The sequence below is a fragment of the Thalassospira sp. TSL5-1 genome, assembly GCF_001907695.1.
Classification (GTDB): Bacteria; Pseudomonadota; Alphaproteobacteria; order Rhodospirillales; family Thalassospiraceae; genus Thalassospira.
In genome coordinates, this window is sequence record NZ_KV880638.1 from 640,386 (window position 1) to 663,561 (window position 23,176).

Sequence of the window (23,176 nt, forward strand, 5' to 3'; positions counted from 1 at the left end):
TTTGTGTGACCATTTGGTGCTATTAAAGCCCCAAATGCTTCGCATGAAACCGGATATGGTCTTCGATGAAGCTGGCGATGAAATAGTAGCTGTGATCATAGCCTTCCTGCATGCGGAGCGTCAGCGGGTAGCCGCTGTTTTTGGCGGCCTGTTCCAGCGTTTCGGGTTTAAGCTGGTCTTTGAGGAAGCCATCGGCATCGCCCTGGTCAACCAGGGCGGGGGTGAAGGCGGTGGGTTGGGCGGTGCTCATGAGCATCGAGCTGTCATATTCGGCCCAGTCGGCCTGTTTGGGGCCGAGATAGTTTTCAAACGCCTTTTGGCCCCAGGGCACATTGACCGGGTTGCAGATAGGCGAAAAGGCGGTGACGGAGCGAAACTTGCCAGGGTTACGCAATGCCATCATCAGGGCACCATGTCCGCCCATGGAATGGCCGGAAATGACGGTATTGTCATTGACCGGGAAATGTTCGGCAATCAGGGCCGGGAGTTCTGACAGGATATAATCATACATCCGGTAATTTTGCCGCCAGGGTTCCTGGGTGGCATTCACGTAAAAACCGGCCCCCTTGCCAAAATCATAGGCTTCGTTTTCATCATCGGGCACATGGTCGCCGCGCGGGCTGGTATCGGGCGCGACAATGGCAATGCCCAGTTCGGCAGCAATGCGGTGCGCACCCGCCTTTTGCATGAAATTTTCATCCGTGCAGGTCAGGCCCGATAGCCAATACATCACCGGGACCGTGGTGCCGTTACCTGCCTGGGGCGGCAGGTAAATGGCAAAGCGCATGTCACAGCCAAGGGTCGATGATTTGTGGCTGTATTGTTTATGCCAGCCGCCGAAACTTTTGGCGCTGGAAATGTTTTCGATGCTCATTTTATCCTCCAGATATGCGTTCGGGCCGGAAAAAGGTTTCCGGCCCGTTGTTTCGGCGACTTATTTGGCAGCCGGTGCATAATGGATGACGCTGCGAATGCTTTCGCCTTCGTGCATCAGATCAAAGGCATGATTGATTTCTTCAAGTGGCATGGTGTGGGTGATGAAGTCCGACAGTTTGAATTCACCCGCCAGATACCGTTCCACATAGGTCGGCAGTTCGGAACGGCCCTTGACCCCGCCAAAGGCGGTGCCGCGCCAGACGCGCCCGGTGACAAGCTGGAACGGACGGGTGGAAATTTCCTGCCCGGCCCCGGCTACACCGATAATCACCGATTCACCCCAGCCCTTGTGGCAGCATTCCAGCGCAGAGCGCATGACATTGACATTGCCGATACATTCAAAGCTGTAATCAACGCCGCCATCAGTCATATCAACAATGACCTGCTGGATCGGCTTGTCGAAGTTTTTCGGGTTGATGCAGTCGGTTGCCCCCAACTGCTTGGCCAGATCAAACTTCTTTTCGTTAATGTCGATGGCAAGAATGCGTTCCGCACCTGCCATCTGGCAGCCGATAATCGCCGACAGACCAATACCACCCAGGCCAAAGATGGCAACGGTATCGCCCTTTTTCACTTTGGCCGCGTTGGTGGCCGCGCCCATGCCGGTGGTCACACCACAACCGAGCAGGCAGACTTCCTCCAGTGGGGCGGCCTTATTGACTTTGGCGACCGAAATTTCCGGCAGAACGGTATATTCGGAAAAGGTCGAGCAGCCCATATAATGGAAAATCGGTTTGCCGTTTTGCGAAAAGCGTGTGGTGCCATCGGGCATCAGGCCTTTGCCCTGGGTTTCGCGGATTTTGCTGCACAGGTTGGTTTTGCCCGATTTGCAGAATTTGCATTCGCCACATTCCGGCGTGTAAAGCGGAATAACATGGTCGCCCACGGCAACACTTGTCACACCTTCACCAATCGATTCCACAACGCCGCCGCCTTCATGGCCCAGAATGGCCGGGAAAATGCCTTCGGGATCATCGCCCGACAGGGTGAAGGCATCGGTGTGGCAAACGCCGGTGGCGGTCAGTTTGATGCGCACTTCACCGGCCTTGGGCGGCGCAACCTGAACTTCTTCAATCGACAGCGGCTTGCCCGCTTCCCAGGCAATGGCGGCTTTGCAGGTGATGGTTTGTGCAGTCATGGTAAATCCTTTTCAGACCAGCGAAAACGCATGAAGGGATGTAAAGATATGAAGCAAAGTTTATTTGTTTCTGAAAAAATGTTAATCCCGTAATTATGCAAATGACTTTTACAGTGTGGTAATAATGAGCGCGTGGGACGGCATTAGTGAATGTATTGCGGTGGCGGAATGCCAGAGCTTTACCGGGGCGGCAGCGCAGCTTGGCGTTTCCATCGCCCATGTCAGCCGCCAAATCACGGCCCTTGAAGCCCGGCTGGGCAGCAAACTGTTTTACCGCACCACCCGCAAAGTCACATTAACCGAAGCCGGGCAAATTTATTACCAGCATTGCCGCCAGTTGCGCGATGGCCTGGAAGATGCCGAACGCGCGATCAGCAGTTTGCAGGATACCCCGCGCGGGAAATTAAAACTGACCGCGCCGACCACTTACGGCGAAAGCGTGATTGCCCCGCTGATCAATGATTTTGTCGCCCGCTATCCGGACCTGGAGGTGCAATGCCGTTTTACCAACCAGAAGCTGGATTTGATTCTGGAGGGCTATGATCTGTCGGTTCGCCTGGGGCGGCTGGAGGGAACGCCCAGTGCGATCATGAGCCAGCGGTTATCATCGCGCAGGCTTTATGTCTGTGCGGCCCCGGTTTATCTGTCAAAGCGAGGGGAACCCCACAGCCTGTCGGAACTGGCCCGGCATAACTGCCTGCCCGGCACGCTGGATTACTGGCGGTTCGAGGAAGAGGGGCGCGAACGCACCATTCGCATCCACGGCAATATCACGGCCAATAGCGGCCAGGCCCTGCTTGATGCCGCGCGCAAGGGCCTGGGTATTGTGCAATTGCCCGATTTTTACGTTGATCCCCATATCGCCAGCGGCGAACTGGTGCCGATCCTTACCCGGTATCAGCCCTCCGATGAAGGCATTTGGGCGCTTTACCCCGCCAACCGGCATTTATCGTCAAAGGTGCGCATGCTGGTGGAGCATTTGGAGCGGTATTTGGGGTGATCAAAGGTCAATGGGTTTTTCTTCTGAATCTATTCCTAAAATTTGCGTAACATATCTATGGCGCTCAATTCTTTGTTTTCTGTTGTTTACGGCTTCTCTAGCAGCTAGAGCATATTGCTCCGGAACTTCTTTTTCAAATTTCTCCAGAGATTCTATTATTTTTTCTTTTTTTTCTGATTTTATTTTTTCAATATTCCAGTATATAGAAACAAATAAAGTGAAAAAATTTGATTTATTCCACCACATGGATTTTTGTTTTATGTTCAGGCTTGTTATGTATTCTGATACATCGTTAAATTTTGATAAAATCACATCTCTTTCTTTGATGTTTTCATCTTTTTCTTCTAGTATTTCCCGGGTTTTTTCATTTCTGTTGAAGTATCCTTTGTTTATTGTTGCTATTAAGTTTAGCGTGTACATTAAGTGCACCATACGCGATGTCTCATATGGACTGAATATCTTTTCCTCTAGGATAAGCTTCTTGTAGTTTTCGATGTTGAATTTCTGGGCCCAAGATATGAAGTCCTTAGGCATGTTGGGATCGTGCGTTAGTTCGTCATCTTCTTCATCTTGACCTTTTTCTTTGGTCAAAAGAAGCCCGCATAAATATTTTGCAATAAGCATGAAGTCGACGGTAGCATATTCGGTTGCCATTTTTTCAATGGAAGAAAGCGCATAGAATGTTCGGTTTAGTCTTTTAAATATATCAATTATGGTTGGGTCAGTCGCTTTAATGTCGAGGTCAATTACTGGTATTTGATATGTCAGGAATTGTTCTTTTTCTGTTGTTTCTAAGTCTTGGAATTTCTTTCCCCCAACTTCAAAGTCGCCATTTATGTATTGTTTTATGGCGTTCATTCGCTGCTGACCATCAACTACGCATGATTTTGATGTCATCGTTTCGACATCTATGTCTCCTCTGGCGATGAATATTTGCGGAAAGGGGTAGCCCTTCAAAATCGTTTCAATGAAATCTTTTTGGTGCGTTTCCCTCCAGACAAGGTTTCTTTGGAAATATGGGCTTATTATTAGTCTCTCGGTTTTTATGTCATTGATCATGTCGATTAATTCTTTTGATCTGACTTGGTATTTTATCATATTTTTTCCTCGTTGAATTTCTTAAAAGCGGGGGCTTGTTTGTCTGTAAAAGATATTTCTGTATCGTATATTAAAAAACTTATTTTCGAGAAGTGCTCTATATATTTTCTTGATATTGTATGGGAAGCTTTGTCTAGAATCTTTTTTGTTTTTGTTCTGGGCATCATGCTTGTTATTATTATCCCTTTTTTTATTGCGTATTCCTTGAATCTGTCGACGGAGTTTCCATACGCTGGGAACTGTGTTAGATCAGTAAATCCTTTTGTGATGGTTCTTGTTTCACTCATGAGCTTGACGTAAGCGTTTGCATCTATGATTGCTACGTCCAAGTCAGAAACTCCAGGTGTAAATGCTCTCCCTTCCTTGAAGCTTTTCCCCCAATATGCGGACCCGCAAATGCGAATCATAGATAACGGAAAGTTCGTTTCTTCAGCGATTGATTTCTTGATTTCAAGATATAAAGATTTTTTGTCGAGAAAATAAGATGCATGATCCGTTAGAAATTCTTCTTGCGAGCCGATAAATCTGTTCATTTTTCCTCTATTAGAATTATGGTTCAGATTTTATTTTTAAAATTTATCTGCCCTCTCTAATTTAAATTGAGATTTCTAATTGGAATTCCTTAGTGAGGCAGTCATGTAGCGTTCTGTTGTTAAGTAGGTTTAGTCTCCTATATAGTGGGTAAGATAGCATAAGTTTTATCCGTGTACGATTCTTTGTTGGAGCTAAGTGTCAGTAAAATGCGGTGTTTCGCTGCGAGTCAGCGTAGCCAGTTTGGCACCGTGTTCCTGTTTGAAGTTGCTAAAGGTTCGGGCAATTTTGATGTCAGAAAGTGGTGCATAGGTGCAGTTTAGAGTTTCGCCAGAATGAATTGCTATTTTTAGTTTGAGTATTGAGATTTCAGAATGAGCACCAGAAATCTTTAATTTGCAATGGTTTGATGAAAATTTATAAAGGGTTCAAGCTGGGGTGATGTCGGGGTCGGGATGGCCCGACCAGGTGAAAACCCATTGGTCGCCCTGGCGGATATTTTGCACGAGATACGGACGCAGGGCGACGAGGCAGTGCCCGCCTTTATGGCGAACAGAGGGGTAAAGAAGTCCATTGCCGCCGGATGCCAGAATATCGCCTGCCAGTGCCTGCCCGGCGGGATAGGCGCGTTCCGGCACGGGATCAAGGGGCAGGGGGATGGCTGTTGCCGTGCTATGGGGTGTTAAATCATGGAATGGGGCATTAAACCCGGCCATCAGTTCGCGATAGGCGGTGGTGTTTTCAAAAATGCCGGTATTTTCAAGCTCGCGGGTTAAATGCCAGGCGACTTCGGCCTGGGCGGTTTGGCTGGCATTATTGCCAAAGGCGGCATACCAGGCCCCGCGATGTGGGCCATTAAAGCGGTTGCCGGTGGCGCGGGTATAACAAAAGGCCGCGTTGACATAGCTCCAGCCATAGCCATTGGCGGGGCTTTGCAGTTCTGCCGGGGCCAGCCCGCCCGGGATCGGCAGGGAGGGTTGCAGGCGGGCCGATGTCAGGCCTTCGATTTCGGCAAGAAGGTCAAGTTCTGCGTCGTCATCGGCAAGGGGGCTTAGGGCGGGTTCATCAATATAGGCGGTCGGGATCAGGCGGATTGTGCTTTCGGCGACAAAATCCCGGCATTCAAGGTCGCTAGCATGAATCAAACCCCACCTCGCAGCGCATCAATATGCTGGCGCACCTGCATCATAGCGGGAATGCCGCCCTCCAGCATGACCTGAATAGGGGTTTTGTTGTTAAAGCCCGGCCCCTTATTGGGGGTTTTGGGCCAGCCATAGGTCAGCGGACCGTTAAACAGTAATCGCAAGCCCTTAAACAGGCCAATCAGCAGGCTGGCGCGGGTGACTTTATCCTGATCCAGTTTGCCGTGAAAGCTACCGGCCTTCATGCGGCTCCAAGTTGCGGTGGGGACGTCAAACAGGGCGGCGGCCTCGGCATTGGTCAGGCCCCAGGCATCGGCGGTGCGCACCACGGCCTTGACCAAAACAGCAATTTTAGCGCGCTCCGTGATCGGGCGGACAATGCCGGTTTCGTCTTTGGGGGCGTCTGGGGCAATGGGATAAAGCATTTTTCCCTCCATCGGATGGGATATACCTTATCATATGATAAGAAAAATGCAATCTGTTTGGGGCAGGGACTTAGGGGCAGCGGCTGAGAATATCCTCAAGGGCCAGATCCAGAAGCTGGGTATCGGCCTGGCTGTTGGCAAGGCGGTTGCGGACTTCTTGCGCGGCGGGGCCGATTTGGCGGCGCAGGGTGTCAAGTTCGCTTAGCACAAGTTGGGGGCCAAGGCCGGTTTCTTTGGCAAATTGGGTCCAGTGATCCTTTGTCAGCGCCGCGGGATTGCGTTCGCCGCCAATGGCCATTGCCAGTTTGATGCGCTGTTGCTTGTAAAATCCGGCAAAGGCCTTGGCGTTATTAATGTCATAAAGCGGGGCGAGGCGCAGGGTACCATTGCGCCACAGCAGGCTATAGTTTTTGGCATGGGCGTCGGGATTGCCGATCAGATACTGGAAAATGGCGCGGCGCAGGAGCTCGCGCCGGTCATGCGCCGGGTCGTGGCTGTAGCGCAGCATGGCAAACAGGCTGTGCCAGCCCGGCCCGCCATCGCGTTCGTATTTTTGATCCGGGAAATGCCCGGTGGCCTGGCAGAAATCCTCCTGATGCAGGCGGGTGAGATAGCGCGTGCCGGATTTTTCGTGCAGGGCGCGGTCATACCGGGCCAGCAACATGAAGGTTTGCTCTTCGGCCTGCATAATGTGCGAGCGCGGGGTGGCAAGACCAAGGGCGCGGGCGACCTCAAGGCAGAAATGCTCCACCCGGATCGAGCCGGGCAGGCCGCGAATGTCGGGCTTGAGGATGTGTGAACTGGGTGTGCGGCCCAGCGGCAGGGCGATGTCGCCACCCACCCGGATCACCACGGCCTTGTCATGCACGCCGGCCAGCGAAATGCGGATTTCACCTGCGTCATCGGCAAAAAGCGGGCGGGTTGGCAATTCGCGAATATGTCGGGCCAGCTCGGCCTTGCTCAGGATGCGGTATTGGGGATGATAGGGATCGTAATCATCGGGGTCGGCGTCAGATGCGATCAGGGAAACTGCACCGGGGCAGTCCCGGCCCAGGGCAAACAGCATTGCAAATTCGTCATTGGCATTTATGGCGTGGCGATTGCCCAAAATTTGCGCCAGACGGCGACGGGTTTGTTTGTTATCCGGCAGCAATCCGGCAAAAAACGGCCCGCATTGTTGATCATCAAACCAGAAATTTTCGCTGTAATGGTCGGGGACGGGCAGCGACAGGGATAGGGGATGGCAATGAACATCGCCTGCATGATGGCGGGCAATAAAATCGGCATTATAGCGGAATTGAAGCCGTCCGTCGTTTCCGGCCGCAAGTTCACCCATTACTTTATCGTATAAACAGACAAATGCGACCCGTGCCATGTTACAGCCCCTCGTCAATATCCAGCAAATCGGAGGTTGTTTTATCGTTTCGTTCGGGGCGGGCAGCTTCGCCGGGCATGTCGAGATGGATCGGTGCACCCAATAAAACCAGCAGATTGATCACCATATCTACCGGCGGCTGGGTGGCGCCGGTTTCAAGCGAGGACAGCCATTTGCGGCTATGGCCGATAAGCTGTGCCGCCTCGGTCTGGGTTAGTCCGCGTTGCTTGCGCAGGGTGCGAACAGCATTTTGCAGGTCGGCCGGGTTTCGGATGATCATGATGACACCGATCGGTTTCATAATGCGAAAGGGCAGTATATGTAACCAGTCGGTGTCATTCAAGGCTTTTGATCATTATGACACCAAACGGTATCATTTTGGGCTTTATTGCGCCGTCCAGCCGCCATCAACCGACAGGGTGGTGCCGGTCATCTGGTCGGCACCCGGCGAGCACAGGAAAACGGCGGTCTGGCCGATTTGCTCTGGCGTGACATAGGTTTTGGACGGATGTTTTTCCGATACCAGCTCGGTTGCCGCTTCCTCGACCGAGACATCGTTTTTCTCGGCCAGGGCCTTGATCTGTTTTTCCACCAGTTCGGTGCGCACCCAGCCAGGGCAGATTGCATTGGCGGTAATGCCGGTTTCGGCGGTTTCAAGGGCGACCACCTTGGTCAGGCCAACAATGCCGTGTTTGGCGGCCACATAGGCGGCCTTTTGCGGCGATGCCACCAGGCCATGCGCGGAGGCGGTATTGATGATTCGGCCCCAGTTTTGCTTTTTCATATGTGGCACGGCCAGGCGGGTGGTGTGATAGGCCGAAGACAGGTTAATCGCGATAATGGCATTCCATTTTTCAACCGGAAAATCCTCGACCAGAGCGGTATATTGAATGCCGGCATTGTTGACCAGAACATCCACCCCGCCAAAATCGCTGGCAGCCATCTTCATCATGTCTTCGATTTCTTCAGGCTTGGACAGGTCCGCGCCGCTATACAGCGCCTTGACGCCAAAATCGCTTTCGATGCCCTGGCGGATTTTTTCGATTTCATCGGCATCGCCAAAACCATTGAGCATGATATTGGCCCCCTGTCCGGCAAGGGCCTTGGCCATCGCAAGACCAATCCCGCTGGTTGAGCCGGTCACAAGTGCATGTTTGCCTTTTAGCATGGTCAGTCTCCATTATCCGATAAGGGGGCGTTGGGTGGGCTTATGGTTATGAGGTAATCCGATCATGCCGCAGCGCAATCACCCAGGCAAGGAATCACGTTGGGGTTTTGCAGGAAGGGGTGATATTTCACCTGCTTGCGTGCTGTGCGCTGCAAAATGTCGGTGGGGCCGCCTGCCCGGTGCAGGGGGGCGTGCCGTTTAGCCGCCAATGCCATATTTGCGCAATTTGTTGGCAATGGCGGTATGGGACAGGCCCAGCCGCGCGGCCAGCTTGCGCGAACTGGGATAATCGGGATAAAGCTGCTCCAGAAGGTTTTTTTCCAGCATATCCATCGCTTCGCCGTGATTTTCACACAGTAATGCCTGTGCGACCACATCATGATGGGGCGGGGCGGATGCCTGGCCGGATGCCGGGCGGGCGGTGGCGGCCTCGTCGGTCGGTGCCGGGCTGGTGGCCGATTGCAGGTCGGATGCCGCCAGAATATCGCCATCAAGCAGGGCAACGGCACGAAACAGGGTGTTTTCCAGTTCGCGCACATTGCCTTTCCACTCCCGGGTGCGCAGCCATTGCAGGGCATCGCGCGCAATATGCGGGGTGGCGCGTTCGGTCTGGCGGGCGGTGCGGGTGACAAAATAATGTGCCAGCGCGTCTATATCCTCGCGCCGGTCGCGCAGCGCAGGCAGGGTGATGCTCAGCACATTGAGGCGGAAATAAAGGTCCTCGCGGAAGCTGCCATTGTGCGACATTTCCTCAAGATTGCGATTGGTCGCGCTGATAATGCGCACATCGGCCGATATTTCATCGGTCCCACCCACCCGGCGAAAGCGGCCATCTTGCAAAACACGCAATAATTTGGCCTGCAGATAGGGCGATAATTCGCCAATTTCATCCAAAAACAGGCTGCCACCATCGGCCAGTTCCAAAAGCCCCGGCTTGCCGCCGCGCCGGGCAGAGGTAAAGGCCCCGGCAGCATAGCCAAACAGTTCGCTTTCGGCCAATCCCTCGGGCAGGGCCGCACAGTTAAGGGCCAAAAAGGGTTGATCATGGCGTTTGCTGGCGCGGTGACTGGCGCGGGCAAACAGTTCCTTGCCCGTGCCGGTTTCGCCTAAAATCAGCAGCGGTGCATCGACAATTGCCAAACGCTGCGCCTGATTTTTCACCCGCAGCATTGCCCGGCTGGTGCCGATAATATCGTCAAAGCCGGTATGGCTGTGTTCATTCAGTGCGGTCAGGACGCGTCCCAACCGGGCGGCACGATGGAAAATCAAAACCCCACCCCAGGGGGCGTCATCCTCGCCGGGGCCACCATCATGCACCGGGCTGCCATCATCGACCCGGCCAATCGGTTCGACCTGCAACAGGTAGGTTTGCCCACCCAGGGTGACTTCGCGGTCGCCTTGCGAAAAACCGGACTGGCGCAATGTTTCAATATCCGGGTCCGATAAAATGCTGGCAAGCGGCTGGTCGCGCAGAGACTGGTTTGGCGTGCCGGCAATGGATTGCGCGGCGGGGTTGACCTGGGCAATCAGGCCATTGGCATGCACGGCAATCACCGGGTCGCCCAGGGCGGCCAGGGTGGCGTGAAGCTGGGCGCGGCGGCGTTCGGTTGGCAGATGGTCAATCGGTTTGGCATTGTGAAAGCCCGGCACGTGCCTCAACCCCGTGACCAGTTCGTCAAACCGGGCCGGGGACAGGGCGGGAATATCGGCATAGATATGATGTGGCGTGACTTCAAAGGCGCGAATATCCAGCCCCCGTGATGTCAGGTTATCCACCACATCGCGGGTAATGCCCAGGCGGTTTTCGGCCGTGATTTCAAAACGCATTGTATCAAAATCTTTACAGTGGAAAGTATTATATACACTTATAAAGCACTGATTCCCCGATATTCAAGGTGTTCTATCGGTTTTCAGGAGTGGGTTGTAAACTTTAATTTACAATCATAAAATGACCAAAATGCCTAATGGCTTGAATTTAAAGTAAAAAGCATAACTGGCATGGCGATTGCGACGGGTTGGGTAGAACAGTTTTAAAAACGGGAGTGCCCACATGTCTGCGTCAAACAACCACAGCCATCCTAATGCCAAGCGCAATGCCAAGGCCGGTTTTGCCACCCGCGCCATTCATCATGGCTATAACCCGGCCAGCCATAATGGCGCGTTGAACCAGCCGGTTTACATGAGCTCCACCTTCGCCTTTGATAGTGCAGAGCAGGGCGGCCGCCGGTTTGCCGGGGATGAAGGGGGCTATATTTATTCGCGTATTGGCAACCCGACGCTTAGCTTGCTTGAAGACCGCCTGGCAACCCTGGAAGGCGGCGAGGCCGCGATTGCCACCGCCTCGGGCATGGGGGCAATTACCTCGGTTTTCTGGACGCTGATTTCCCCGGGCGACGAGGTGATTGTCGATCGCACCCTTTATGGCTGCACATTCGCCTATTTCCGCCACGGGCTGGAGCGGTTTGGCGTCAAACATACCCATGTGGATTTGTCGGACCCGAAAAACCTGGAAGCGGTGATTTCGGATAAAACCAAGGTGGTTTATTTTGAAACCCCGGCCAACCCGAATATGCGCCTGGTCGACATTGCCGCGATTTCCGACATTGCCCATAAACACGGGGCCAAGGTGGTGGTGGATAACACCTATTGTACGCCCTATTTGCAGCGCCCGCTGGAAATGGGGGCGGATATTGTGGTGCATTCGGCGACCAAATATCTGGGCGGTCATGGCGATTTGACCGCCGGGGCGATTATCGGGTCGGCAGAGGATTTAACCGACATTCGCCTGGTGGGGTTAAAGGACATGACCGGGGCGGTGCTGTCGCCGCAGGATGCCAATTTGATCTTGCGCGGGTTGAAAACCCTGGAACTGCGCATGGAGCGCCATTGTGACAATGCCGAAAAAATTGCCGATTTTCTCGAAGCCCACCCGCAGGTGGACAAGGTTTATTATCCCGGCCTTGAAAGTTTCGCCCAGCATGACCTTGCCAAAAAACAGATGGCGCGGTTTGGCGGCATGATCGCCTTTGAACTGAAAGGTGGGATCGAGGCCGGGCGTAAAATGATGAACAGCCTGCAAATGATTGCCCGTGCCGTAAGCCTGGGCGATGCGGAAACCCTGATCCAGCATCCGGCCTCCATGACGCATTCGACCTATAGTGCCGAAGAACGCGCCGAATATCAGATCACCGATGGTTTGATCCGCATTTCCGCCGGGCTGGAAAGCATTGATGACATTTTGGCCGATCTCGAAAATGCGCTCGATGGCGGCACGATGAAGATGGCGGCGGAATGAAAATTTAGAATAAGTGGCGCGGATACTGTTTTAAGGGAAAATAGATCCGCGCCTTTTGTTTGATATTTATTTTTCGTACATTTTTTCATTCTTCGAACAGTCTTAGCTGTTCATTTTTTTTCTCAGGTTCTTTGTAATCTCCAATAAATTCCTCAAGCTCCGATTGTGATAAAGGTGTGGAGACTGGGCGGTCGTTATATTTTATTACTTTTAAAACGATGTTGTGTATTTTTCTGTCGTCAACTAGATTGTATTTTATCTGGACGCGAAGTCGATCTGCGAAATGAAAGTTTAGAAGTTCATGTTCGGCAAGAAACCAAAAAGCATCATCTTCAATCATAAAATATCTATCATGACCATCTGTATCTTTGCCTTTCCATTGCCTTCGATTATCGTTTTTTTCCCAATTTGGTGACGTCACTACAATGGTTGTTATTTCAACATACCAAGGTAACTTGTCATAGGGTTCATGTTTTGGTGGGATTATCGTCTGTAAGTCAATGAATGCACTTCTCGGTATTTCAAATTTTTCATTGTTAAAAAAGCTCACCCCTTGAATCGTCTGATTTTCAAGACATGACTTATAAAAATCATTACGAGCAGAATAGGCATCTCGAAATTCGTGCGGTGTGACGTCTTTTTCGATCAAAATTTTAGTTGAGCTTTGCATGAAATTTTGAGTGGCTGAAGCGAGAATTTTGGCGATTGCTATGCAGTCTTTGGCATTTTTTGTTTGATGATCTTGTTCATCTTTTTCAGTTTCTTCGTTAGCGATTGCCTCACTTGAAAATAATTCTCTTAATTCTTGTCCAGCAATTTTCCCCCATTCAGTGGGGGTGCTTTTGGTCAATCCTTCAATGAAACCAGAAGTGAAGTCAGAGAGAAGAGCAGGACCTAACGTAGCTCCAATTGAAATGACGGCTATTTTTAAATGGGTTTTGAATGAGCCGACTTCGGGAGGGAGTACAATTATCTTGTATTCGATGCCGCCGTTAAAAACTTTCTCGACCAACGCTTCGACAACGTGTTCCGTCGAGGAAGCAGTCTCGATAAATGTTTGCAGGGGTAAACCATGAGAGGGGATGTCAAAATGTATCGAGAGATCACCTGTTTGTAGATTTTCTAAGCTCATCAAATCCCCTCAACCCTTGATTGAACCTCAATTAGATATTGCTGATGGTATTTGCGTCAACTGAAAGTTTTGGGGTCGGTTAATATTTACATGCTTTTTTCATGCTCTGGTTCTTCTGAAAGCGCTTTATCGCTACAAAAGTACTTCTCGTGGTTTCTTCTAGGCTGGGGTAAGGATTGAGGGTCAATGCTATCAGTCCTATGCGGTTGTTTGAGTTGCTCTCGCTCAAGTAGGGCAAAGGATATTGAGTATTAAGATTTTTGGGGCTCGCGGTTGGGGGGGGGCTTGGACAAGCCGAATCGCCATTTAGGCCGGTTTAATGGATAAGGAGCTGTTTTTGTGATTCGAGGATTTTAAAAAATCTTGCGCGAAATGATCGAAGATTTTTCAAAACTGTCGCTGGTTCTGCGAATTTTGGCAAAATCGCTTGCCTGAAGGGGCCGGTTTTTAAAAATGCGCATTCAGGTACCAAAATAACAGCGGGCCGGAAGCATCAGGGCAGGTCCGCCTTCAAGAAACGGGAGACTGACATTGGCAGCACATGGCGATAACACAATGACCGGCGAAATTATCGAGGCCACGGCAGGCAGCAGGGTTTCGGCCACAGAGCTTGAAATGCTGGGGGCGGTGGAGAAAAAGGTGCGCTGGCTGTCAAGCTGGACCATTCACCATGCCAACCATATCCGGCCCAAGCGCGATGGCATCAAGGTGGGCGGGCATCAGGCAAGCTGTGCGTCGCTTTCCACGCTGATGACGGCGCTTTATTTCAATGTGTTGCGCCCGCAGGACCGGGTGGCGGTAAAGCCCCATGCTTCGCCGGTTTTTCATGCCATTAACTATATGTTTGGTCGCCAGTCGCGTGAAAAGCTGGAAAATTTCCGGGCCTTTGGCGGGGCGCAGTCTTATCCCTCGCGCACCAAGGATGGCGATGCGGTGGATTTTTCAACCGGCTCCGTTGGTCTTGGCGCGGCTGTCACCAATTTCGCCGCCCTGACCCAGGATTATCTGCGCTATAAAGAAATGCTACCCAAGGGCGAAAAGCCCGGCCGCATGGTCGCCCTGGTTGGCGATGCGGAGCTTGATGAAGGCAATATTTACGAAGCCCTGCTTGATACCTGGAAACATGACATTCGCAATGTCTGGTGGGTGATTGACTATAACCGCCAAAGCCTGGATGGCATGATTGATGCGCATCTGTTCCGCGTGATTGGCCGGTTTTTCCGCGCGGTCGGCTGGAATGTGATTACCATCAAATATGGCCGCAAACTGCACGCGGCCTTTGCCCGGCCCGGCGGAAAATCGCTGAAAAAATGGCTGAATGAATCGCCCAATGATGTCTATTCCGCGCTGACCTTTCAGGGCGGGGCGGCCTGGCGCAAACAGATTTTGGCCGACATGCCGGGCGACAATGCCCTTGCCAGCCTGCTGGCCGATTATGACGATGATGCGCTGCATGACCTGATGACCAATCTGGGCGGGCATTGCATGGAGGCGATTTTGAACGCCTTTGAAAATGTGCCCAATGACAAACCGACCGTCTTTATTGCCTATACCGTCAAGGGCTATGGCCTGCCGCTTCAGGGCCATAAGGATAACCATGCCGGCCTGATGAATGTGGCGCAGATGGAAGGGTTCCGCAAAGCCAACAATATTGCCGAAGGCGATGAATGGGACATGACCGCCGGGCTGGACTGTGATGCACAGGATGTGCGGGCCTTTATTGATGGTGCCCCCTTTAACAACCGCCAGCCGCGCCAGAAATTTGCCGAAATTATTACCGTGCCGGAAATGCCCTATCAGCGGGCCGATACCAGCAGCACCCAGGAAGTGTTTGGCAAAATCCTCAATGAACTGGCGAAATCCAAAAACAGCGATTTTTCCGACCGTATCGTCACCACATCGCCCGATGTGACGGTCTCGACCAACCTTGGTGGCTTTGTAAACCAGCGCGGCCTGTTTGCCCGGGAAAATCTGGCCGATGAATTTCGCGACCGCAAGGTTCCCTCGGCACAAAAATGGATCCGCACCCCCAAGGGCCAGCATGTGGAACTCGGCATTGCCGAAAACAACCTGTTCCTTAATCTCGCCGCCCTTGGCCTGTCGCACAGCCTGTTTGGCCAGCGCCTGTTTCCGGTAGGCACATTGTACGATCCGTTCATTGCCCGGGGCCTCGATGCGCTGAATTATGCCTGTTATCAGGATGCGCGTTTTATGGTGGTGGCTACACCCAGCGGGATTACCCTTGCCCCGGAAGGCGGGGCGCATCAATCGATTGGCACGCCCATGATCGGCATGGGCCAGCCGGGCCTGACCAGCTTTGAACCCAGCTTTGGCGATGAACTGGCTGTCGTGATGGGCTGGTCGTTTAACCATATGCAGGACCAGGATGGCGGATCGGTTTATTTGCGCCTGTCCACCAAGCCCGTGGATCAGCCGGAACGCGACCTTGATGAAGCCACCCGCTCCGCCATTGTGCGCGGGGGGTATTGGCTGTGCGAACCGGGCGAAAATTGCAAAATGGTGCTGGCCTATTGTGGGGCGATGGCACCGGAAGCCATTGCCGCCTGGGAACAGCTTAGGGACGATCATCCCGGCATGGGCCTTCTGGCCGTGACCTCGACGGACCGGCTGTATAATGAATGGCAGGATCTGGAACGTGCGCGTCTGGAAGGCAGGGCCGGGGGCGAAACGGCCCATATCGAAGACCTGCTCAAACCGCTGGCACCGGATGCCCGCATGGTAACCGTGATTGACGGCCACCCGGCAGCCCTTGCGTGGCTGGGCGCGGTGCGCGGCCATGCGGTGGCCCCTTTGGGAATAAATGCGTTTGGTCAATGCGGCGACAGCATTGATCTGTATAAACACTACCAGATCGACACCGCAGCCATCCTGCGCGCGGCCAAGCGGTGGGACTGATCCCCCGGTCAACCGGGACGACGAAAGGGAGGGCTTCGGTCCTCCCTTTTTGTATCATTGCCCGTTACGCAGGGGCGTCGTTAAAAAAGGTATCCAAGCATATCGATCTGACCGCCGGGCCAGTGTTTGTTGGTTAAGGGTTTGACCAGAAAACAGTCCGAGAGGTCGCGCTCGATGACGGAAAAAGTTTCGATATCCTCGATGGCGAGCCATTTTGTCGGTGCCGGAGTGACGTGCTGGAAGCCATTTTTGAGATAGAGGGTGTCGATATCGCCCATCAGGACCAGGAAATCGACATTGGATGGTGTTGCGAGGCCTTCCAATTGTTCAAGAAGTTTGGTGGCAATGCCTGCATTGCGATGTGTTTGCGCCGCACAAAGATCGATGATGCCGAATATTTTGATGATTTCTCCTGCAACCCGGATGACACGGTGATCAACGCCCATCTGGCCAATCAGGGTTTCGCCGTCAAATGCCAGATAGCGGAAGTGCGGCAGTTGTTTGAAATAGGTTCTGCCGTCAAAGGTGTCGGGGAAGCAGTTGTCGAGCAATGTTGCGAGCGCGGTCGTATTTTGCGCTGTGATTTCGTATTCAGGGATGTATTGGATGCGGATGTTCTGTGCCATGCGTTGGTTGGGTTGCCGGTTTTGTGGGGATGTACGGATATGGTCATTCCCGGGTTCAGAAAAACGCCTGCTTAATCCCATCGATAATGAACTGGATGGCAAGGGCGGCGAGGATCATGCCGAGCAGGCGGGAAATGACGGTGGCAACCGTCGGGCTCAGGCGTTTGGCGACCAGACCCGACAGCAGGAACATCATCAGCGCACAGACCATCACCAGGGCAACAACCGTGATCACGCCGGTTTGCATGACGATATTGTCCTGATATTTGCCCATCAGGAGCATCACCGTGGCAATCGAGCCGGGACCGGCCAAAAACGGGATCGACATCGGGAAAATGGAGACGTCATCGGGTTCGTCTTCGTCGGCTTTGGCGGCTAGGGTTTCGTTCTGGAGGCTGGCCGGGCTGGCGGTGGTCGTGGTGTTGGTGGTGCTGGCGGTCGTGATATTGCCGTTTTCGTCTTCTTCCTCGTGCTCCAGTTCCTGATGGACCTGTTCGGCGCGCTCGTTACGTTTTTTGCCACGTCGTTCAAACAGCATTTCAAGGGCGATCAAAAACAACAGCGTGCCGCCGGAAATGCGAAAGGCGGGCATGTGTATGCCAAAAATGCCCAACAGGCTTTCGCCCAGCAGGGCAAAGGCGGTAAGGATCAGAAACGAGGTGATACAGGCCCGGATCGCCATGCGGCGGCGATGTGCCGTGCTGGTATCCTGTGTGAGGACCAGAAAAACCGGCACCAGCCCCACCGGGTCAACAATGACAAACAGGGTGACAAAGGCAGCGATCAGTTCGCTTAACATGCTAATATCGGGCATGACATAATCCTTGTGGGCGATGATCGGTGAAAGGGGCCGGGTGGGCCCGCCTGTCACGCTGTCGGGTTAAGCTGGCAGATGGCGGATGTGCCGGAAATGTCCGGTCTGATTTACGCGTTTGAGCGTCAAAGGTAAATGGCCGGTTCCGTTTTTTCCGGTTTTGGCCAGGCGGGAGGTGCCATCATCGGTTGGAGCGGCGAAAGAAATCGCCATTAAAAACAGGGGGCAGGGCCTTAAGGGCCTCGATCCTGGCCTTGATCACGGGATGGGTATCAAGCAGGGCGGGTGGTTCGGTGCTGCGATAGGGCAGCAGGCGCAGGGTGCGGCGGTTGATCTGTTCGATATGGGTCAGCGCGTCGATCATGTCTTCCGGTCCGCCCAAAAGGTCGCTGGCCCCGTGATCGGCGGCAAATTCGCGGTCGCGAATTACGGCACGCTGCAAAATGAAGCTAAGCGTCGGCGCGGTTGCCAGCACAATGATCAGCCAGCCCGGTGGGTTATGCACGCCAAAAAAGAACATGATCAGGGCAAAAACGGCCAGCGTCCATGTGGCGCGATAGAGAATATCGGTCATCATCAGGATGCGGGTATCATTATGCCAGGCATGGGCGACTTCATGGGCCAGAACAGCGCGCAACTGCCGGGGTGACAGGCTGCTCAGCGCATCGCGCGACAGGGCGATGATGGTGGTGTCATCCTTGCCGGTGGTCACGGCATTGACCCCTTTGCCCGGCAACATATACAGGCGCGGCACATAGGCAAGGCCCGCCCGCTGTGCCAACAGGGCCGCCATTTCATAAAGGGCGGTATATTGCTTTTGGGGCAGTTCGCTGGCGCGCAGCAGTTTCATGATCATTTCCGATGAGACCATCGGGCCGAGCAATAATAGCAGGATGATGGCAAACAGGGCCGACATCATCATGACCGGGCCGCCCAGAAGCCAGGCGCATATTGATAAAACCGCTGCCATACAGGCCATAAGCCCGCTGGTATGGGTGGTGCTGCCTGCCCGAAGGGCCAGAAACTGCAGGACAGAAGGGGGTATTTGTGCCATTCGCCAAATCCTTTGCATCATGCAGGCTGGTTTATCGTATGACCGGGCAAGTTGCCTTGGGCCGGATCAAATCTTACCCTGAAAATATGCCAATATGGGCATGTTTAAAGGGGCGGGATTAAACCAGACGTGATGACGGATGGATTTCAGGCGGGGGCTGGTGGAGAAAAGCATGCCCGCATCGCATGGTGAATACGGGCATGGATTCACGATGGCACCTTAAAACACCATTTCGCTAAACCAGAAGGCAACATAGCCGATGGCAGAGAGCGCCATAATGGCCAGGAGGGCTTTTTTAAAAAGGCTGGAGTTCTGTTGTGCTGTCATGGGGACTCGCAATCATTTTTGAAATTGGAAAAACGAAAATTGTCGAGTTTGATCGCTTATTCAAGCTTTTTAAGGCTGCTTTTTTGCATGGCACGTCCTTGACAGCGCCAGAAGGGCCATAAATTGAGGTAATTGATGAAGCAGAGCGCCAAAAGCAATGATTTCGTTAACGCATCTTTATCAAGTTTCGCTAGAATAGGGCGGTATGTTTCATGCAATCGTATAATATGTCCCGTTGTTTTTGACATCGGGATAACTGCCTTGGGGGATCGGCCGCAGGATTGCGGCCCTGTAAAACGGGATCAGGATGGCCCAGCCGAACAAAGCCCGCTCCGGCATATTGGCCGGACGCAACCGAGAAGGTGATCGTACACCGCTAGAACGGATGTTCTGGCGGTCGATTGGTATTGTCGGCGGCTTCAGCATGGTGATCAATCTGCTGAATATGGTGATCCCGATTTATTCAATGCAGGTTTTTGACCGTGTTTTGTCCTCGCGCAGTTTCGATACCCTGTTTTTGCTGACGCTCGGCATTGCCATCGTGCTGGTTTTTATCGCCGCGATGGAGCAATTGCGATCTCGCGTGTTAATACGTGTCGGAACCGGGCTTGATCTGGGGCTGGGGGGTGATCTGTTTGCCCATGTGGTAGAGCAATCCTCGCGCGGGATGCCCAACCGGCAGCGCCCCTTGCGCGATTTGTATGGTTTGCGCGGGTTTTTAACCGGGTCTGGCCCGTTTGCCCTGATCGATTTCATGTGGGCGCCGGTTTATATTGGCGTGGTGTTTATTTTTGATATTCGTTTGGGCATGGTTGCCTTTGGCGGTGCGGTGATCCTGATTTTGATTGCCGTTGCCAACGAGGCCGCCGGCCGTATTTCGGTGGATCGGTCTGAACAGTCGCAAAACCGGGGCATTGCCCAGGAAGAAACCTATATCCGCAATGCCGAGGCGATGGAAGCCATGGGCATGACGCCCGCTGCTCGGGCGCGTTGGCAGGCGGATCAGTCCGATGCGCTGTATTGGGAAGGGCAAACCAGTCGCCGGGTGGGAACCTCTACCACCCTATCGCATTTTGTGCGCTTGTCCATGCAGGTGTGTTTTATCGGCACCGGGGCGTATCTGGTGCTTAGCGAAAGCATCACGATTGGCATTATGGTGGCCTCGATGATTTTGGGCATGCGCGGCCTGGCCCCGTTTGACGGGGCAGTGGCGGCCTGGCGGTCCTGGTCGGCAACCCGTAAATCGTTTGAGCGCCTGAACCGGATTTTGCTGGAACGTAAACCGCGTGTGCCCGCCCCGGCCCCCAAGGCCAAGGGGATGTCGGTGACGGTGGACCGGCTGGTTTTTGCCCCACCGGGCAGCCGCAATGTGTTGTTCAAGGGGTTTTCCTTCAAGGTTGGGGCGGGCCAGGTCGTTAGTATTGCCGGGTTTAATGGGGTGGGGAAAACCGCCCTGTTGAAATTGCTGATGGGGATTTGGGCCCCGGCATCGGGTTCGGTCAAGCTTGACGAGGTTGAGGCCTCCAAGCTGGATCGTGCCCAGATCGGCCCGCAAATTGGCTATCTGGCGCAAAACCCGTTTTTGTTTCCCGGCACCATTGCCGAAAATATTGCCCGGCTGGGCTCGGCCGACCCGCGCGAGATTATCCAGGCGGCCGAACTGGCCGGGGCGCATAAATTTATCCTCGATTTGCCCGATGGTTACGATACCCACCTGGATCGGGGTGGCACGAACCTGTCGGGCGGGCAGCGTCAGCTTGTGGCGCTCGCCGCCGCCCTCTATGGCAAGCCGCGCCTTTTGATGCTCGACGAACCAACAACCGCGCTTGATGAAGGGCGGATGGAATACGTGACCAACCTGATTGATATTGTTCGCCGTGCGGGTATTACCGCCTTTATCGTCAGCCATGAACGTGAAGTTTTAAAACGGGCTGATGCGATTATTGCGTTGTCGGGCGGGCAGATAAAGGTGGTGCCGGTTAATATCGGGCGGATGCAGTCAGCCATGCCAGCCACGCCCGGTGCCCCGCGACCGCGCGGGGATGAAGCCCTGCCAACCCCTGCCGCGCCGCCAATGCCCGCCGCCATGCGCGAAGGCAATGACGGCTTTGCCGGGGGCGGACAAATGCGCATTACGCCGCAAAAAATTGCGATGCCCAACCCCGAGGCCCCGCGCCGCCAGCACCCGGATGCGGGCATGAACCGTGATGGCACCCGCCGCAAGGCGGCTGCCCGTCAAACTGCCAGACCCGATGCCGAAAACACGCTGGCAAATGTGCCGTCGGGGCAAAAGCAGGCCGTGCGCAGCACTGCAAGTGGTACGATGAAGGTGACACGCCCGATTGCGCCGCCAAAGCGTGTGGATGAAGGTTTGGACCGGGGGGAAAGCCCGCAGGATGTGGCACGGCGCAAACAGGCCGACGCCAAAAAACGGCAAACTGCTCGCCTGAGCCAGCAGAAAACGGCCCGTCAGGTAGCAGCGCGGCAGGAAGGGGCCGGGGGCAAGGCCAATGAGGTTCCTGCGACCTCTGCGACCCCTGATGCCCGTGCGGCCCAAAACCGCCAGCCGCGTGTGAAAACCGGGGCCGATGGCCGACCGCAATTGCGGGTGGTTGAAGGCTCTGCCGGGCGTCGTCAGCAAGGGGGCGGGCGGTGAACGGTATTCAATTGCCAACAGTGCGCACCCTTGAAACCGATGTGAAGCCACTGGTGCGGCTTGGGCTTGTGATTCTGATTTTGGGGTTTGGCTCGGTTTTTTTGTGGGCGGCAACGGCGCGTATTAACTCGGCTGCCATTGCCAGCGGGGTGGTTGCGCCCTTTTCCGGGCGGCAAACCGTGCAGCATCTGGAAGGCGGGATTATCCGCAAAATTCTGGTGCGAAACGGCGCACGGGTTGTGGCTGGGCAAACGCTGATCGAGCTGGATGATACGCGGGCACGGGCCAGTTATGACCTGCTTTACAAGCGGCATTTGAACGCCCTGGCGACCCAGGCGCGGCTGAATGCGGAGCGTAAGGGATTTACGCATGTGGTGTGGCCTGCCGCGTTAAACCCGGCACAGCATCCCGATCTGGTGTCGGCCCAGCAGGATTTGTTTGACAGCCGTACAAATGCCTTTCGCGGCGAGCTGCAATTATATGACGAACGTATCAAAGAGCTGCGCAACGAAATTTCTGCCACCAATGAGCAAAAAATAGCCGCACAGCAGCAGGTTGGCATCGTCAAGGAAGAACTGGCGATGGTGAAGCCGATGGTGGAAAAGGGCTATGCGCGGCGGACCCGGTTGTTGCAGCTTGAAAGCCGGTTGGTGGATAATCTGGGCGATATTGGCCGCTATTCGGCCGATATGTCGCGCATTGAGCAGCAAATCCAGCAGGTGCGCGCCAGCCAGGCCCAGCTCAAACGTGATCATCTTGAAACGGTAAATACCGAATTGCGTGATGTTCAGGCCGATTTATCGGACCTGACGGAAAGGCTGCGTTCCGCCGAAGACGTGCTGTCGCGTTCCAGCATCGTTGCGCCGTCCGAAGGCACGGTGACGGATTTGAAGTTTACCACCGTTGGGGGCGTTATTCCGCCTGGTGCACCGATTATGGAAATTGTGCCCCATGATGACCAGTTGGTGATTGAAGGGCGTATTTCACCCAATGACATCGATGTGGTCTCGCCCGGGTTGCTGGTGAATATCCGCGTCACGGCCTTTAGCCAACGCTGGTTTGCGCCGGTAAAGGGCAAGGTGGTTGATGTTTCGCCCGACCGTTTGACGGATGGCGATGGTCGCCCCTATTTTCGGGCGATGGTGGAAATCGACACCGAAAGCCTGGCTGAACATGAGGGCATGGTTCTGTCGCCGGGGATGGCAGCGCAACTTGAGATTGTTACTGGTGCGCGCACGATTTTGGCCTATTTGTTCGAGCCGATCACGGATAGTTTCCACCGAGCCTTCCGCGAAGAATAGCTCGAGTCGCATGTTTTTGGATTGAAAATGCCGCTTGTGGATGTGCGATTCTGACACAATCTGACAATTTCCTTGTGTAAATAGCCGATCCTTGGGACGTGGGGTTAAAAAGGCGAAAACTTGCGGTTTTCCGGCCCCTAAGCTGTTGCTGTTGGGGTGCCTGTTAAATATACTGCCGTATATGGGAAGTTGTGAGAATTGTCTGGCAGGGGGTGCCGGATAATCCCATGTAGGGAGATTCA

19 protein-coding genes are annotated in these 23,176 nt (G+C 53.8%); 5 read left to right on the plus strand and 14 right to left on the minus strand.

Going from position 1 to position 23,176, the window contains the following annotated elements:
- Nucleotides 1-22 precede the first annotated feature (22 nt).
- Together fghA and LF95_RS12435 are read right to left on the minus strand one after the other, a co-directional pair.
- On the minus strand, nucleotides 23-874 hold the full coding sequence (gene fghA / locus LF95_RS12430) for an S-formylglutathione hydrolase (RefSeq protein WP_073955425.1): 852 nt from the start codon (nucleotides 872-874) through the stop codon (nucleotides 23-25).
- Nucleotides 875-934: 60 nt separating this feature from the next.
- The gene (locus LF95_RS12435) at nucleotides 935-2,074 is read right to left on the minus strand and encodes an S-(hydroxymethyl)glutathione dehydrogenase/class III alcohol dehydrogenase (RefSeq protein ID WP_073955426.1); all 1,140 of its coding nucleotides are present in this window, start codon (nucleotides 2,072-2,074) and stop codon (nucleotides 935-937) included.
- Nucleotides 2,075-2,198: 124 nt separating this feature from the next.
- Here LF95_RS12435 and LF95_RS12440 point away from each other — a divergent pair, with 124 nt between their 5' ends.
- Nucleotides 2,199-3,074, plus strand: coding sequence for a LysR substrate-binding domain-containing protein (locus LF95_RS12440; protein ID WP_073955427.1), 876 nt, complete (start codon nucleotides 2,199-2,201; stop codon nucleotides 3,072-3,074).
- On the opposite strand, the gene LF95_RS12445 is transcribed toward LF95_RS12440, so the two are convergent.
- The 8 genes from LF95_RS12445 to LF95_RS12480 all read right to left on the minus strand — a co-directional run bounded on the left by LF95_RS12445 (nucleotide 3,075) and on the right by LF95_RS12480 (nucleotide 10,640).
- Nucleotides 3,075-4,172 carry a DUF262 domain-containing protein gene (locus LF95_RS12445; RefSeq protein ID WP_073955428.1) on the minus strand — a complete coding sequence of 366 codons (1,098 nt, stop codon included), beginning with the start codon at nucleotides 4,170-4,172 and terminating at the stop codon, nucleotides 3,075-3,077.
- Nucleotides 4,169-4,705 carry a hypothetical protein gene (locus tag LF95_RS12450; protein WP_073955429.1) on the minus strand — a complete coding sequence of 179 codons (537 nt, stop codon included), beginning with the start codon at nucleotides 4,703-4,705 and terminating at the stop codon, nucleotides 4,169-4,171. Before LF95_RS12450 ends, LF95_RS12445 begins: the two co-directional genes overlap by 4 nt.
- 426 nt (nucleotides 4,706-5,131) lie before the next feature.
- Entirely contained in the window at nucleotides 5,132-5,848 is a 717-nt protein-coding gene (locus LF95_RS12455; protein WP_215905680.1) for an RES family NAD+ phosphorylase, read from the minus strand.
- Entirely contained in the window at nucleotides 5,845-6,270 is a 426-nt protein-coding gene (locus LF95_RS12460; RefSeq protein ID WP_073956243.1) for an MbcA/ParS/Xre antitoxin family protein, read from the minus strand. The genes LF95_RS12455 and LF95_RS12460 overlap by 4 nt, the downstream gene beginning before the upstream one ends.
- Before the next feature lie 70 nt (nucleotides 6,271-6,340).
- A complete protein-coding gene (locus LF95_RS12465) occupies nucleotides 6,341-7,645 on the minus strand; it encodes a type II toxin-antitoxin system HipA family toxin (RefSeq protein WP_073955430.1) in 1,305 nt (434 codons plus the stop codon).
- Between the two features lies 1 nt (nucleotide 7,646).
- Nucleotides 7,647-7,925 carry a helix-turn-helix transcriptional regulator gene (locus LF95_RS12470; RefSeq protein WP_168173701.1) on the minus strand — a complete coding sequence of 93 codons (279 nt, stop codon included), beginning with the start codon at nucleotides 7,923-7,925 and terminating at the stop codon, nucleotides 7,647-7,649.
- A 105-nt stretch (nucleotides 7,926-8,030) separates the two neighbouring features.
- Nucleotides 8,031-8,813, minus strand: a complete 783-nt coding sequence (locus LF95_RS12475) for a 3-hydroxybutyrate dehydrogenase (protein ID WP_073955432.1) — start codon at nucleotides 8,811-8,813, stop codon at nucleotides 8,031-8,033.
- 198 nt (nucleotides 8,814-9,011) lie between these two features.
- Nucleotides 9,012-10,640, minus strand: coding sequence for a sigma 54-interacting transcriptional regulator (locus LF95_RS12480; protein ID WP_073955433.1), 1,629 nt, complete (start codon nucleotides 10,638-10,640; stop codon nucleotides 9,012-9,014).
- Between the two features lie 223 nt (nucleotides 10,641-10,863).
- On the opposite strand from LF95_RS12480, the gene LF95_RS12485 reads away from it, so the two are divergent.
- Nucleotides 10,864-12,108 (plus strand): methionine gamma-lyase, encoded by a 1,245-nt coding sequence (locus LF95_RS12485; protein ID WP_073955434.1) that lies wholly within the window; start codon nucleotides 10,864-10,866, stop codon nucleotides 12,106-12,108.
- An 85-nt stretch (nucleotides 12,109-12,193) separates the two neighbouring features.
- Here the strand turns inward: LF95_RS12485 and LF95_RS12490 are convergent, their stop codons facing one another.
- On the minus strand, nucleotides 12,194-13,240 hold the full coding sequence (locus LF95_RS12490; protein ID WP_073955435.1) for a hypothetical protein: 1,047 nt from the start codon (nucleotides 13,238-13,240) through the stop codon (nucleotides 12,194-12,196).
- Nucleotides 13,241-13,855: 615 nt separating this feature from the next.
- On the opposite strand from LF95_RS12490, the gene LF95_RS12495 reads away from it, so the two are divergent.
- Nucleotides 13,856-16,156, plus strand: coding sequence for a transketolase (locus LF95_RS12495; RefSeq protein ID WP_252509807.1), 2,301 nt, complete (start codon nucleotides 13,856-13,858; stop codon nucleotides 16,154-16,156).
- Nucleotides 16,157-16,236: 80 nt separating this feature from the next.
- Here LF95_RS12495 and LF95_RS12500 read toward each other — a convergent pair whose 3' ends face one another.
- The 3 genes from LF95_RS12500 to LF95_RS12510 form a co-directional block, all read right to left on the minus strand.
- Nucleotides 16,237-16,782 (minus strand): GNAT family N-acetyltransferase, encoded by a 546-nt coding sequence (locus LF95_RS12500; protein WP_168173702.1) that lies wholly within the window; start codon nucleotides 16,780-16,782, stop codon nucleotides 16,237-16,239.
- Between the two features lie 55 nt (nucleotides 16,783-16,837).
- Nucleotides 16,838-17,596 carry a MarC family protein gene (locus LF95_RS12505; protein ID WP_073955437.1) on the minus strand — a complete coding sequence of 253 codons (759 nt, stop codon included), beginning with the start codon at nucleotides 17,594-17,596 and terminating at the stop codon, nucleotides 16,838-16,840.
- Nucleotides 17,597-17,777: 181 nt separating this feature from the next.
- Nucleotides 17,778-18,650 carry a M48 family metalloprotease gene (locus LF95_RS12510; protein ID WP_083607671.1) on the minus strand — a complete coding sequence of 291 codons (873 nt, stop codon included), beginning with the start codon at nucleotides 18,648-18,650 and terminating at the stop codon, nucleotides 17,778-17,780.
- Between the two features lie 634 nt (nucleotides 18,651-19,284).
- On the opposite strand from LF95_RS12510, the gene LF95_RS12515 reads away from it, so the two are divergent.
- Both LF95_RS12515 and LF95_RS12520 read left to right on the plus strand, forming a co-directional pair.
- The gene (locus LF95_RS12515; protein ID WP_073955439.1) at nucleotides 19,285-21,633 is read left to right on the plus strand and encodes a type I secretion system permease/ATPase; all 2,349 of its coding nucleotides are present in this window, start codon (nucleotides 19,285-19,287) and stop codon (nucleotides 21,631-21,633) included.
- The gene (locus LF95_RS12520) at nucleotides 21,630-22,934 is read left to right on the plus strand and encodes an HlyD family type I secretion periplasmic adaptor subunit (RefSeq protein ID WP_073955440.1); all 1,305 of its coding nucleotides are present in this window, start codon (nucleotides 21,630-21,632) and stop codon (nucleotides 22,932-22,934) included. Before LF95_RS12515 ends, LF95_RS12520 begins: the two co-directional genes overlap by 4 nt.
- Nucleotides 22,935-23,176: the final 242 nt, after the last annotated feature.